This is a genomic window from uncultured Faecalicoccus sp. (assembly GCF_944327125.1).
Lineage (GTDB): Bacteria > Bacillota_I > Bacilli_A > Erysipelotrichales > Erysipelotrichaceae > Faecalicoccus.
Map to the genome: position 1 here is coordinate 1 of NZ_CALVGO010000001.1, position 13,694 is coordinate 13,694.

The 13,694-nt window shown below is 41.6% G+C and carries 11 protein-coding genes; 8 read left to right on the forward strand and 3 right to left on the reverse strand.

Going from position 1 to position 13,694, the window contains the following annotated elements:
* Positions 1-353: 353 nt before the first annotated feature.
* Positions 354-1,481, reverse strand: a complete 1,128-nt coding sequence (locus Q0K03_RS00005) for a trypsin-like peptidase domain-containing protein (protein WP_297236423.1) — start codon at positions 1,479-1,481, stop codon at positions 354-356.
* Positions 1,482-1,698: 217 nt separating this feature from the next.
* Here Q0K03_RS00005 and Q0K03_RS00010 point away from each other — a divergent pair, with 217 nt between their 5' ends.
* Complete coding sequence (locus tag Q0K03_RS00010; RefSeq protein WP_297236425.1) at positions 1,699-2,856, forward strand: neurofilament protein; 1,158 nt, start codon at positions 1,699-1,701, stop codon at positions 2,854-2,856.
* Between the two features lie 73 nt (positions 2,857-2,929).
* Positions 2,930-3,181: a hypothetical protein gene (locus tag Q0K03_RS00015; protein WP_297236427.1), complete on the forward strand. Its 252-nt coding sequence runs from the start codon at positions 2,930-2,932 to the stop codon at positions 3,179-3,181.
* Between the two features lie 2 nt (positions 3,182-3,183).
* On the opposite strand, the gene Q0K03_RS00020 is transcribed toward Q0K03_RS00015, so the two are convergent.
* Positions 3,184-4,185 carry an isocitrate/isopropylmalate dehydrogenase family protein gene (locus Q0K03_RS00020; RefSeq protein WP_297236429.1) on the reverse strand — a complete coding sequence of 334 codons (1,002 nt, stop codon included), beginning with the start codon at positions 4,183-4,185 and terminating at the stop codon, positions 3,184-3,186.
* 12 nt (positions 4,186-4,197) lie between these two features.
* On the reverse strand, positions 4,198-5,460 hold the full coding sequence (locus Q0K03_RS00025) for a citrate synthase (RefSeq protein WP_297236431.1): 1,263 nt from the start codon (positions 5,458-5,460) through the stop codon (positions 4,198-4,200).
* Positions 5,461-5,556: 96 nt separating this feature from the next.
* On the opposite strand from Q0K03_RS00025, the gene Q0K03_RS00030 reads away from it, so the two are divergent.
* The 6 genes from Q0K03_RS00030 to Q0K03_RS00055 all read left to right on the forward strand — a co-directional run bounded on the left by Q0K03_RS00030 (position 5,557) and on the right by Q0K03_RS00055 (position 13,652).
* Positions 5,557-7,473, forward strand: a complete 1,917-nt coding sequence (locus tag Q0K03_RS00030; RefSeq protein WP_297236433.1) for an aconitate hydratase — start codon at positions 5,557-5,559, stop codon at positions 7,471-7,473.
* A gap of 99 nt (positions 7,474-7,572) precedes the next feature.
* Entirely contained in the window at positions 7,573-8,712 is a 1,140-nt protein-coding gene (gene nagA, locus Q0K03_RS00035) for an N-acetylglucosamine-6-phosphate deacetylase (RefSeq protein WP_297236435.1), read from the forward strand.
* Positions 8,713-8,819: 107 nt separating this feature from the next.
* Positions 8,820-9,488, forward strand: coding sequence for a transaldolase family protein (locus tag Q0K03_RS00040; RefSeq protein WP_297236437.1), 669 nt, complete (start codon positions 8,820-8,822; stop codon positions 9,486-9,488).
* Positions 9,489-9,569: 81 nt separating this feature from the next.
* Entirely contained in the window at positions 9,570-10,436 is an 867-nt protein-coding gene (locus Q0K03_RS00045; protein WP_297236439.1) for a DMT family transporter, read from the forward strand.
* Positions 10,429-10,968: a hypothetical protein gene (locus Q0K03_RS00050; protein ID WP_297236441.1), complete on the forward strand. Its 540-nt coding sequence runs from the start codon at positions 10,429-10,431 to the stop codon at positions 10,966-10,968. Before Q0K03_RS00045 ends, Q0K03_RS00050 begins: the two co-directional genes overlap by 8 nt.
* Before the next feature lie 122 nt (positions 10,969-11,090).
* Entirely contained in the window at positions 11,091-13,652 is a 2,562-nt protein-coding gene (locus tag Q0K03_RS00055) for an AAA family ATPase (RefSeq protein ID WP_297236443.1), read from the forward strand.
* The last annotated feature ends 42 nt before the right edge of the window (positions 13,653-13,694 follow it).

Consider the following 13,694-nt stretch of genomic DNA (forward strand, 5'->3'; position numbering starts at 1 on the left):
TATGGAATTTACGGAATATAGCTCAGTTCAGTTCTACGTATGCGACCGTGTCACTGATTACGGAGCACAAAAAAACCAGATGAAGGGAGCGCTCCAGGCGGATATGGAAGATATACTGAAACGGTTGGAGCTTTCTGTTCCAGAGAATTCATCAACGCATACCGATCAATCCTAATTTAACGACTTTATGTCCAGTATTATACAAAACGGTTGGTCTTTCGATTAACCGTTTTTCCATATCTAGAAAGTGAGATGCAAATACAAGGGAAATCATGTCAAAATCAACAACATGTAGCTCTATATCCGTTTGTTTTCCGTATAGAAGTATAAAAAAACAGAGAAGATCTCTGTTTTTACGAAGACTGTTGTTGTAAGGTGATGGTAACATCGACTGTTTTTCCATCACGGGATACTGTCATATTGACCTTGTCACCAATTTTATGTTCTCTTAATATGGCCTTGACTTCCGCAGATGTTGAGACTTCCTTTCCATCAAAACTGATGATTCGATCTCCTTGCTTCAATCCGGCTTTATCCGCTGCTCCTTGAGGAACGACTTGGACGATATACACGCCATCTTCCATTGATGAGCCGCCAAAACTTTGTCCAGAAGCATAATCATACAAAGACACGTTCAGTGCTGGACGGCTTGTGACCGATCCGTTTTCTATAAGTTCATCGATGATGTCGATGGCTCCGTTGATTGGGATCGCAAATCCTAATCCTTCAATGCCGGTAGAACTTTCTTTGGCATTAACTATCCCAATCAGATTTCCGTTGGCATCAAAGAGTCCGCCTCCGGAATTTCCCGGGTTGATGGCCGCATCGGTTTGAAGGAGTGTCATGGTTTCATCTTCTACTGTGATTTCGCGGTCCAAAGCGGAAATGATTCCTTTTGTTACTGTACCTCCCAGTTCTCCTAACGGATTTCCAATCGCAATGGCTGCATCTCCGACCTGGAGAGAATCGCTGTCACCGATGGTTGCCGGCGTCAGGTTGTTGGCTTCAATCTTGATAACGGCTAAATCCGTTTGTGAATCGGTTCCAACAAGAGTGGCCTTATATTCATCCCCTGTTTGTGTAGTAACGGTGATAGATGTCGCATTTTCAATTACATGGTTGTTTGTGATGATATAGCCGTCTTCCGAAAAGATCACACCGCTTCCAGCTCCTTGTTGGATATACTGGCCAAAAATACTGTTTCCGCTAGAAACGGCTTCGGTGGTGATCTCTACCACGCTGGGACCGCATTTTTCCGCAATATCGCTGACGTTTTCGATCTTTCCGCCTTTTGCAGAACCGCCTGTCTGCTGATTTATCGTGATACCCCCAGAAGACGTTAGACCATCGGCCAGCATATTGCCGGCAAAACCGGCAACGCCGCTTAAAACTACAACGCAGGCACCAATGGCAATCATACGGTTGGTCGTACGATGTTTTCTTTTTGATTCAAATTCTGGTGGAGTTTGATTTTGATTCATTGTAATATACCTCCTTAAGCAAAACCATTTGCTTATCTTTATTACAAGGGAAAGTATACAATGAAATTGTGTCACAAAACAAATATCAATATGTGAAATGGTAGGAAATTCGGTTTGAATTTTAAAAAAAATGTGAAAAGTTTGGTCTTTTATAGTTTCGTAAAATTCTAAAAGTGATATACTTAAAACGACACTAGAATGTAAGGAGGGTCTGATCATGCCTGCAAAAAAAGCGGAAACGAAAGATACGACTGTTAAGAAAGGAACGAAATCTGTAGATGAAACAAAGAAAACAACAACCAGGAAAACAGTCAAGAAAACAGTATCGAAAACAGAAGCGCCTGCAAAGAAAGCAGCGAAAACTAAACAGACAACTAAGAAAGCAGAAACTCTTAAAAACGATAAAAGTGCTGTGGAAGCTAACAAAAAACCTGCAAAAGTAAAAAAGGAAGCAGAAGTTAAGAAGGCTCCGGCTAAAAAAGCACCAGCCAAGAAGACTTCAACCAAAAAATCGGCCCCAGCAAAAAAAGAAACAAAGAAAACAGTGAAGAAAGATACGAGAGCAGAACAATATCGTCAGTTCTCACTGGATACCTGCATTGATATGGCCAAGGCCATGGGAATCGATTTAGGATATGACCAATATGCAGAATTGTTGATGGAAAATTCAGACAACAAAAAAATCGTTTCCATCATTCAGGAACAGTTCCACCTCGATCCTAAAAAGTTCAGTTATGAAGAAGATGGATACGATTTGGATCTGCTGCCGATTCTGATTGAAAAAATTGCGGATACCGTGGATATCAAGGCCAGTGATTTTGTATCTCTGGGAAAAGCAGTTGCGGCTCATGAAAAGTACGAGATTGCTCAGGATGCCCTGGAGAACAATGAAGAATACAACGCTGACTTTGATTTGGTAAAACGCATTTTGATGATTGCGCAAAGAAAAGACATCACAACGATGGAAGAACTGAAAACGCTGATCAAAGTGGATGCGACATCTATGATCGAAAAATTCATGGATGTGGCCCTCACTGTATTGAAAAACTGGCAATACGATGATGTGAAATACTACGAAGGATTCATTTACACCGTACTTTCTCAGTTTACAGATCTTTATGATGCGTATGAAAACCGTGCCATGATGGATGTGGCAGACTTATACATTGAACATGGGGATTACGGTTTAGGTGATGCCAACTACAACTATATTTTACGTGAAAATCAAATCAAGGATTATATCTATTTCCGTTTTGCCAATGTCTATAAAGACATTGATCGTGAGAAATCCAGAGCGATTGCCAATGCCGCTATGCAGTTCGTTGACGATCGTTATGATTACTATCCACAGATCGCTCAATTTTTGGAGAACTAAGGTTCTCCTTTTTTTGACTTGATTTTTAATCAAAGCTTGGTATTATACTAGATGTTAAGCGAGGTGTAGTAAAATGGCGTCACAGACAAAGATTCCTGAATGGATCTTACAATGCCTGGATCAGTATGGCAATTGTGCTTGCGGAAGAAATATCACGAAGAAATTAGGGAAGGATAAACTTTTGGAAGAACTTGAATCGCTGGGATATCCATGTGAACTGGAGATCATTGCCGATCAGAAAGAAAAAAGTGCCTATCCTAAGGAAGGCACGTATATCCTGACTTTAAAAACGCACGATATATTACTGGAAGATGAGGACGAATGATCTCATCTTTTTATTTGGCTTTTGATGGCCTCTACAAATTCTCTTGTGGTTGCGTGACCTTTAAGATCGGGGGTCAAGTATTTTTGTTGTGCAAAGACCTGATCTAAAGCTCTTCGTATGGAGGCTGCCACATCCCCTTGTCCCAGATCATCCAGCATCATGCAGGCACTTAGCAATAAAGCCGTTGGATTGGCAATTCCTTTGTTGGCGATATCGGGAGCACTGCCATGAACCGCTTCATACATGGCGTATTCATCGCCTTTGTTACAGCTGGGAAGCAAACCCAGTCCGCCAATCAATCCGCTTGTCAGGTCGCTGATGATGTCTCCATACAGATTGGGCATGACGAACACATCGAACTGACCCGGATCCATGACTAACTGCATACAAGTGTTATCAACAATTAAAGAATTTGCTTCGATCGAAGGATATTGTTTGGCAATTTCTTCAAAGATCGATAAGAATAAGCCATCCGTTTTTTTCAATATATTGGCTTTATGTACACAAGTGCATTTTTTTCTTCCGTGATTTACGGCATATTCAAAAGCTGCTTTGATGATCCTTGTGCTGGCTTTTCGAGTGATGATCTTATAGGCAATGACCGTGTCATCGTCGATGACTTCCTCTTTTCCTACATAGAGATCTTCGGTATTTTCTCGAAAGGTCACGATATCGACATTGGAAAAAAGTGTATTTAGACAAGGATTGGTTTTGGCAGGGCGTATATTGGCCCATAAATCATATTTATTTCGTAATGTCACATTTAAAGAACGAAATCCTTTTCCAATCGGGGTGGTGATGGGGGACTTCAACAAGATCTTATTTTTTTCAAACGATGCAAAGCCTTCCTGGGGAATGAATTCTCCGGTTTTTTTATAAACGGCTTCTCCTACATTGAAGATTTCATAAGAAAGGTCCGCCTTTGCGGCATTCAGTATATCCAAGACAGCGTCGGTAATTTCCGGCCCGATGCCATCTCCTTTAAAAACAGTTATCGTATTCACTAAAGTTCCTCCTTATCTTTGGCCAACATATACGTTGGCAGGGCGAATCAGTTTTCGATTGTTTTGTCGGTTTTCCAAATGATGGGCCACCCATCCGGCCGTTCTGGCCATGCCGAACAATGGAGTGAATAAATTATCCTGAATTCCTAAAAGAGAATAGGTAAATCCCGAATAATAGTCCACATTGGCGCATGTTTCCACATGTTTGATCTTACGCATCTGGTATAAGGCAGCGGCTTCAAAAGCTTCCAGAAAATGATATTGATCCATGGCATCCTTCTCTCTGGCAAGAAGCTTACCAGCCTGTTTGATGACCTGGCAGCGCGGGTCACTTTTTGTGTAGATCGCATGGCCGATGCCATAAATCAGACCGGATCGATCAAAGAAGTCTTTTTCCAACAATCGTTTCGCAATGGTTCGAAGAGCCTTCTGATTGGTGGTGATGCCGATTTCTTTGATGATGGCTTCAAACATCGCGTTTGTCTTGATATTGGCACCTCCATGGCGCGGTCCTTTTAAAGAACCTAACGCTGCACTGATACAGGAATAGATATCCGTGCCAGTGCTGGACATGACAACATTGGTGAACGTGGAGTTATTTCCTCCACCATGGTCGGCATGAAGCATGAACAATATGTCAAGGACATCGGCTTCTCTTTGGGTGTAATGGGTGTTGCCTTTAATAATGCATAGGACATTTTCTGCGATCCCCTTATCGGGAAGGGGATACTTGGTGATTTTTTCCTTTTTATAGTGGCTGAGCATAAATAAGGGCATGCTTGCCAGAATATAAAGGCCTTTTCGCATACGTTCTTCCAATGTATCGGTATCCGGATCCTTGTCCTGGCTGTATAGTTTTAAAACATCGATCTGGATCGCATTGAGAAGATTGGATGGCTGATAGTGAATGTTTACGCTTTCAGCGTTGGCAATCTTGATCAGTTCTTTATGAAAATCCAAGAGTTGGCGATGTGTTGGGAGTTTTCCAAAAATCAGAAGAAAAGCGGTCATTTCATATCCAAAGTGATGTTCTTCGCGCAGAGAGATCAACTCTTCGATATCGTAGCCTCTGTAGATAAGACGGCCGGGAAGATTTTGTTTGTTTCCATTGACAATTTGATATCCGATTACATCGCTGATCTTGGTAAGGCCGACTTTGACACCGGTTCCGTTCTCGTTTCGAAGACCGGATTTGACTCGATATTTGGCATAAAGAGAAGGGTCGATGCGATTCCACTCTTCGTTGGCTCGGTATAACTTTTCAAAGTCATTCATATTCATTTCCTTTCATTTAGTTTCATGTATTATATCATAAACTTTCATTTATTTTCATAATTTGGTATAATAACTCGCATATAAAGGAGATCTCATATGGAAAATTTAACGCAGAAAATCTTAAAAGCTCATTTGGTAGACGGAGAATTGAAACAAGATGAAACCATCAGCCTTCATATTGATCAGACTTTGACGCAGGATGCGACAGGTACGATGGCTTATATCCAGTTTGAAGCTATGGGCGTTCCAAAAGTCAAGACTGAGCTTTCTGTCAGCTATGTGGACCACAATACTCTTCAGAATGGATACATGAATGCGGATGATCATGCGTATCTGCAGTCGGTGGCTTCAAAATATGGAATCTATTTTTCTAGGCCGGGAAATGGGATTTGTCATCAGGTTCATTTGGAACGATTTGCCAAACCAGGGAAAACGTTGATTGGAAGCGATTCACATACACCTACCAGTTCGGCCATTGGGTGTCTTGCCATAGGGGCTGGGGGATTGGATGTAGCCAAAGCCATGGCAGGAATGCCATACCGGCTTACCATGCCAAAGATCGTTGAGGTTCGCCTGCATGGGCATTTAAGACATGGTGTTTCAAGTAAAGATATCATTTTGGAATTACTGAGAAGATTGAGTGTAAAAGGGGGAGTCGGTTGTATTTTCGAATATACCGGAGATGCCTTGAAACATTTAAGTGTGTATCAAAGGGCGACGATTGCGAATATGGGGGCAGAGCTGGGGGCGACCACTTCTGTATTTCCAAGTGATGAAGTGACAAAACAATTCTTGTCCCAGCAAGGTCGTCTGGAGGATTTTGTGGAATTGAAAGCGGATGTCAATGCCCATTATGATCAAACAATTGAGATCAATCTGGATACATTGGTCCCTCTGGCGGCTTGTCCAGATTCTCCGGACAATGTCAAATCGGTTTATGAACTGGAAAAAACAAAAATTGATCAAGTGGCGATTGGATCTTGTACCAACTCGGGATTTGAAGATTTGATGAAAGTGGCTTCCATATTAAAAGGAAAGACGATTGCCCCGAATGTGTCTCTGGTGATCTCACCGGGATCCAGACAGGTTTTGATGAAACTGATCCAGACCGGAGCCTTACGTACATTTATTGAAGCAGGCGCCCGCATTTTGGAATGTACCTGCGGACCATGTATTGGAATGGGTCAGAGTCCAAAGACCAATGGAATCTCTTTACGTACGTTCAATCGAAACTTTTACGGCCGTTCTGGGACTTTGAGTGCAGGGATCTATCTGGTTTCTCCAGAAACAGCGGCATGCAGTGCGGTTGCCGGCCATTTTGTCGATCCCCGCAAGGTGGATTATGAAGACAAGCGTGTCTATGAGCCAAAGATCGTGGATGATTCTATGATTTATCCTCCAAGCACAGAACCAGAAAAAGTGGAAATCATTCGCGGGCCGAATATCAAACCGATTCCCACCAATGAGTCTTTACCAAACGATATCGATAAGAAAGTGGTCATCAAGCTGGGGGACAATATTACCACGGACCATATTGCACCGGCAGGAGCGAAGGTTTTGCCATATCGTTCCAATATCGAAAAACTGTCTACGTTTGTCTTTGAAAACAATAAGAAAGAGTTTTATAAAGTATGCCAGGAAAATCACGGCGGCATCATTGTGGCCAAAGAAAACTATGGGCAGGGATCCAGCCGTGAACATGCAGCGCTGGCGCCGATGTATCTGGGCATCAAGGCTGTGATCTGTTGTTCGTTTGCCCGTATTCATAAAGCCAATCTGATCAATTTTGGTATCCTGCCTTTGGTTTTTGTTCACAAGGAAGATTATGAAACCATTGATGAAATGGATGAATTGTATATCGAAAACGTTCGGTCTCTTTATTCACAAAGAACTTTAAAGGTACAGAATAAGACCAAGAATATTTCATTTGAGGTTTCCTGTGACTGCAGTAAGGAAGATCTTGATTTGATCATGGCAGGAGGGGCCTTGAATTATATTCGCAATTTAAAATAAAGAGTTTGTGCAAAAATAAAACTAAAAAGTATAAGCCTTCTATAAACAAAAGTATCGTAGAAAAAGGTATAATGTGTTTAAAGAAAAGAGGGAGTATTTATGATCATACAAAGTAAAAGAATCTGGGTCTTAAATAATTGGCTGGAAGCCCAGATCGAAGTGGAAGATGGAAAAATCGTAAACATCTATCCTTATCAGACAAAACCAGTGGATAAAGATTATGGCGACAAACGTATCGTTCCTGGATTCATTGATGTGCATACGCATGGAGCTTATGGCTTTGATACCAACGATGCCGAAGAAGAAGGATTGCGTAACTGGATGAAAAACATCGTAAAAGAGGGGGTAACTTCGATTTTGCCTACAACGATCACGCAAAGCGAAGAAGTTTTGACCAATGCGGTGAAGAATGTAGCCAAAGTAGTAGAAGAAGGATACGAAGGAGCTGAGATCCTCGGTATTCATTTTGAAGGTCCTTATCTGGATCAGGTTTATAAGGGAGCACAGCCGGAACAATATTGTGTAAAACCGGATGTGGAACAATTTAAACGTTATTATGAAGCTAGCAATCATCTGATCAAGATCATTACGGTGGCCTGTGAACACGATGAAGATTACGCTTTGACCAAATTCTGCGTGGATCATGATATCGTCGTCAGCCAGGGACATTCTGGAGCTACATATGAACAGGCTCGAATGGCTATTGCCAACGGAGCCAAGAGTATGACCCATGTATATAATGGAATGACAAAATTCCATCATCGTGATCCGGGTCTGGTAGGCGCTGCTTTCCGTTTCCGTGATGTATATGGAGAAATCATTTGTGACGGAAATCATTCTACTTACGATGCACTAAACGATTACTTTACGGCCAAAGGTCCAAATTATGCGGTAATGATCACGGATTCTTTGATGGTTAAAGGATTGCCTGCAGGCACGAAGACATTGTTTGGTGGAAACGAAATCGAACTGTATGAAGATGGAAGCGCTCATTTGACATCGACAAAGGGTCTTGCGGGTTCTACATTGAATGTCAATAAAGGTTTGGGAATTTTGGTAGAAAAAGCCCTGGTACCTTGGCAAAGTGCCATCAACTCCTGTACGATCAATCCGGCACGCATGTTAGGTGTTGATGATCGCAAGGGAAGCATCCAGACTGGAAAAGATGCAGACCTGGTTGTACTCAATGATGATTACAGTGTTGAAATGACATATATCAAAGGAAAAGAAGCTTTCTAAAGGTGTGCAGATGCACACCTTTTTTATCAAATAATAAAAATCAATAACAAATTATAGACAAACAATAATAAAGTTTGTATAATGTGTGTTGATGGAGGATTTAGAACATGGAACTAATTATTGATTCAGCAGACATTGGTAAAATCAAAGCATTGAATGAACTTTGTACGGTGACTGGAGTCACTACGAATCCAACGATTTTGACGCAGTCGGGCAAAGAAGCTTTGGATGTTATTGATGAACTGATTTCTCTTTTGAGCCCGGATCAAAAGCTCTTTATTCAGGTGGTAAAAACAGATTATGAAGGTATTATGGAAGAAGCCAGAAAAATATCTAAGCTTCGTCCTAAAAATATGTATGTGAAGATTCCTGTGACCCATGATGGCTTAAAAGCTATTAAAACTTGTAAGGAAGAAGGAATTCACACCCTGGCCACAGCGATCTATACGGCTGAACAAGGGTTTATCGCTGCCTGCAATGGGGCCGATTATCTGGCACCCTATGTGAATCGTATGTGCAATTACGGAGATGGCGTTGAGACGACAAAGGATCTGATTGAAATGCTTCGCGTTCATCAGATTCCAACAAAAGTGGTTGCGGCAAGCTTTAAAAATACATACCAGGTTCATGAATTGATCAAGGCGGGTATCCAGGCGGTTACCGTACCTTGTGATGTCTTGTTTAATATGATCGATCATCCGGCAACAACGATTGCGGTCGGCGAGTTCACGATGAACTGGCAAAAGGCTTATAATCGAAAAGAGCTTTTTAAATAATTCATATTCATAAAGGGTACAAGCCCTTTTTTTTGTGTTTTTGACAAAATCAACATTTTTATTCTGTGCTATAATAGAACAATGAGACAGGGAATATTGTTGTCGATTATCAGTGCTGTCAGTTTTGGACTGGTACCTTTATTCACAAAGGTTGTACTCGATCTAAATTTTGATGTATATGCCATTGGCTTTTTCCGTTTTTTAGGACTGGGAATCTTTTCCTACTGTATGTTAAGGTTAAAGAAACAATCGTTAAAGATGGATGGCCGCCAGTTGTTTTCGATAGGGATCGATAGTTTCTTTCAGGTGATCACTTTATTGCTATTAAGTACATCGTATTTGTATATCCCTACGGGTAATGCGACATCGCTGCACTTCATGTATCCGATTTTTGTGTTTTTGATCTTGTTTTTGTACTATAAGAATCGGTTTTCAAGAACGCAATGGTTCGCCCTGGTCATTTCCATTGTCGGCATTTTATTTTTTATCGAATTTAAGGATCTCAACAATGGCTACGGAATGGCGTTGGCTGTGATTTCAGGTTTTACCTACGCATGTTATATGGTGGTTTTGGATAAACAGGGACTTGCCGCACTGAATCCCTTTGTCGTTGCGTTTTATGCCTGTTTGATGGAAGTCGTCGTCCTATTTTGTATTTGCCTGTTGAAGGGAAGTTTCAATGTGATATGGAACTGGCAGGCTGCCGGTTCACTGTTCCTGCTGGTGGGATTGTCAATTTCCGGAGTTTTGCTTCTGCAGGTGTCAACACGTCTGATTGGTTCAGCGACAGCCTCCTTATTTTGTCTGTTCGAACCTTTGACCTCTTTGTTTTGCGGATGGCTTATTTTAAAGGATACGATGCAGTTTTCGAATATTATCGGATGCCTTTTGATCTTTACAGGGATCTTCCTGATCATGAAACCAAAAAGGAGAAAAGTGTATGGATAGAAGAAAAATTTATGAACAATCAAAAGATCCTTACCGATTTCCGTTAAAGAAAATAGCTTTTTATTCGGTTAAGGACAGTATATGGATTGCGATTATCATGGCGGCAATCTTTGGCATTATTCTTTATGTGTTCCAAAGAAATCGATGGCAGTCCTCGATTTTCATTCCCATCATTGTTTTGATTCCTGTTTTGATTTTTGGTATTTTGATTCCGCTTAGAAAGTCAAAAATGTTTTTAAGAGAACAGGAAAAACTCAGCGGACATGCTTTTGCCCAAAGAACGGATGCGGATCTTCCAGTACAGGACAGGGAATGGCTTTTATGTCGAATGTCACCGGGATATCTGATTTTTAATCGCAATGCGATACGGGAAGTGATTGGCTTTCAGACATCCAGAGTATCGATGACAGGGGATGGAAGCGGGAGAATCAAACTGGAATATATTGATTCCAGGGGAAATAAAAAGCTTGTCGATTTTCGTCATTCTGAAAAGAATAAACGTCGTTTTGAAGCGTGGTTTTATAGACAGTAAAGCACAGGAGACTGTGTTTTATTTTTATAAATATTTAGCACTAAATGGTTGCGAGTGCTAAATATTATGATATAATACAGTTAGCACATAGAAAGATAGAGTGCTAAAAGGAGGGATGTTCTATGGTAAACTTTGAACAGATGTCAGAACGTTTACAAAAAATATTGATGGAGTCATTTAATCTGGCCAAGTCGTATCAGCATACCAGCGTTGATACGATTGATGTGTTGGAAGCAATATTCAAAGAGGATGTGTTGGATGGATTGTATGATCGGCTGCAGATCGATAAAAATAGAGCACTGCAGATCATCGCGGACGAAAACAAGCGAATTGCGCGATCCAACAATGTGAACTTAAATTTTTCGTCCGAGGTTCAGCAATCTTTGGATACAGCTGAACAGTGGGCCAGAGAACACGATGAAACATACTTGAGCGTTGCCAGTCTCTGGATTGCGTTGATGTTCAATCGTTCGTACATTTCAAAACGTCTGGTCAAAGAATTTCATTTGACGAAGGAAGCCTGTCAACAGGCTGAACTGGAAAGACGAAATGGTAAGAAATACGATTCGCCAAATGCGGAAGAAAATGTAGAGGCATTAAAAAAATATGGACGAGATCTTGTTCAGGATGTTAAAGATGGAAAGATCGATCCTATTATTGGCCGTGATGACGAGATTCGTCGTGTTATGCAGATCTTATCTCGAAAGACCAAAAATAATCCAGTATTGATTGGAGAACCAGGCGTTGGAAAAACGGCAGTCGTAGAAGGAATCGCATGGCGTATCATGAAAAAAGATGTTCCAGAGTCGTTAAAGGAAAAACGATTGATCGAACTGGATATGGGTTCTTTGATTGCGGGGGCAAAATATCGAGGTGAATTTGAGGAAAGGCTGAAGTCGATCCTGGAAGAAGTCAAACGATCCAATGGACAAATCATTTTGTTTATTGATGAGATTCATAATCTGGTAGGAGCAGGAAAAACAGAAGGCTCCATGGATGCCGCCAACTTGTTGAAACCTATGCTGGCGCGAGGTGAACTGCACTGCATTGGCGCAACGACTTTTAATGAATATCGAAAATATATTGAAAAAGATGCTGCTTTGGAAAGACGGTTCCAGCGTGTAAACGTTCAGGAGCCGAGTGTGGAAGATACCATCAGTATCCTGCGTGGCTTAAAAGATCGTTTTGAGTCTTATCACGGTGTCCGTATCTTGGATGAAAGCTTGATTGCCGCTGCGACTCTTTCGGATCGCTATATCACCGATCGTTTTCTTCCGGATAAAGCCATCGACCTTGTGGATGAAGCTTGTGCAACCTTAAAAGTAGAAATGGAAAGCATGCCGCAGGAACTGGATGAACTTCAGCGTGAGATCCTGCAGCTTCAAATTGAAAAGACCTCGTTATCAAAAGAAGACGATAAAAAGGCAGTCGAAAGACGAAATGAGATTGAAGAAAAGCTGGGACGTCTTCAGAGTCAAAGAGACCAGATGCATTCCAAATGGGAGGATGAAAAAGCGGTATTGGCACATGCCAAGGAAGATAAGCAGGCATTGGAAAAAGCTCGCCTGGATCTGGAGCAGGCACAAAATGATGCCCGTTATGAAGAAGCGGCCCGCCTGCAGTATTCCGTTATTCCACAATTGGAAGCACGTATAAAGAAACAGCAGGAGCTGGTCAAGGAGGATTCTTTGATCCAGGAAACTGTAGATGAAGAAATGATTGCCAAGATCGTATCCCGCTGGACAGGCGTGGAAGTAACACGACTGGTGGAATCAGAACGGGAGAAACTGCTTCATTTGAAAGAACAGCTTCAAAAACGTGTCGTAGGTCAGGATGAAGCCCTGGATCTTGTGACGGATGCGATCTTACGAAGTAAAGCCCAGATTCAGGATGAAAACCGTCCTATTGGATCTTTTATGTTCCTAGGCCCAACCGGGGTAGGAAAAACGGAAGTGGCCAAGGCTCTTGCTGAGCAGCTGTTTGATGATGAACGGCATATCGTACGTATTGATATGTCTGAATATATGGAGAAACACAGTGTGGCCCGTTTGATTGGTGCGCCTCCTGGATACGTAGGGTACGATGAAGGCGGTCAGCTCACCGAAGCGGTTCGGCGCAATCCATACAGCATCGTTCTCTTTGATGAGATCGAAAAAGCCCATCCGGATGTCTTCAATGTTCTTTTACAGATCCTGGATGACGGACGAATTACCGATTCCAAAGGGGTTACCGTAGATTTCAAGAATACGATCATCATTCTTACCAGCAATTTGGGCTCCCAATATGCCTTTGAAAAGGATAACTATGACCGGTATATGGATGAAGTAAAACGTCATTTTAAACCCGAGTTTATCAATCGTATCGATGAAATTATCGTATTCAACGCTTTAGGGGATGATGCATTTATCAAGATTGCCCATAAATTTATCAATCAACTGGCGCATCGTTTGTTAAAACGGGATATTCATCTGCATGTCAGTGATCAGGTCTATGCACAGATTGCCAAGATGGGCGTGGATCCTGTTTACGGGGCTCGTCCTATGAAACGATACATTCAGCGGCAAATTGAAACCAATATTGCCAAAAAGATCATTGAAGCGGGTGTATTCAAAGAATCGGATCTTTATGTCGATTTTGAACAAGGCGAATATACGTTTACCGTCGTCGAAAAAGAAACCGATTAAACAGTTTGAGAGTCTTCTCTCAACTGTTTTTTTTGATATAAT

What these genes read in the sequence shown, in the direction of transcription:
- Q0K03_RS00005 (WP_297236423.1), bottom strand. Translation starts at nt 1,481, where the DNA reads ATGAATCAAAATCAAACTCCACCAGAATTTGAATCAAAAAGAAAACAT.
- Q0K03_RS00010 (WP_297236425.1), top strand. Translation starts at nt 1,699, where the DNA reads ATGCCTGCAAAAAAAGCGGAAACGAAAGATACGACTGTTAAGAAAGGA.
- Q0K03_RS00015 (WP_297236427.1), top strand. Translation starts at nt 2,930, where the DNA reads ATGGCGTCACAGACAAAGATTCCTGAATGGATCTTACAATGCCTGGAT.
- Q0K03_RS00025 (WP_297236431.1), bottom strand. Translation starts at nt 5,460, where the DNA reads ATGAATGACTTTGAAAAGTTATACCGAGCCAACGAAGAGTGGAATCGC.
- Q0K03_RS00030 (WP_297236433.1), top strand. Translation starts at nt 5,557, where the DNA reads ATGGAAAATTTAACGCAGAAAATCTTAAAAGCTCATTTGGTAGACGGA.
- nagA (WP_297236435.1), top strand. Translation starts at nt 7,573, where the DNA reads ATGATCATACAAAGTAAAAGAATCTGGGTCTTAAATAATTGGCTGGAA.
- Q0K03_RS00040 (WP_297236437.1), top strand. Translation starts at nt 8,820, where the DNA reads ATGGAACTAATTATTGATTCAGCAGACATTGGTAAAATCAAAGCATTG.
- Q0K03_RS00045 (WP_297236439.1), top strand. Translation starts at nt 9,570, where the DNA reads ATGAGACAGGGAATATTGTTGTCGATTATCAGTGCTGTCAGTTTTGGA.
- Q0K03_RS00050 (WP_297236441.1), top strand. Translation starts at nt 10,429, where the DNA reads ATGGATAGAAGAAAAATTTATGAACAATCAAAAGATCCTTACCGATTT.
- Q0K03_RS00055 (WP_297236443.1), top strand. Translation starts at nt 11,091, where the DNA reads ATGGTAAACTTTGAACAGATGTCAGAACGTTTACAAAAAATATTGATG.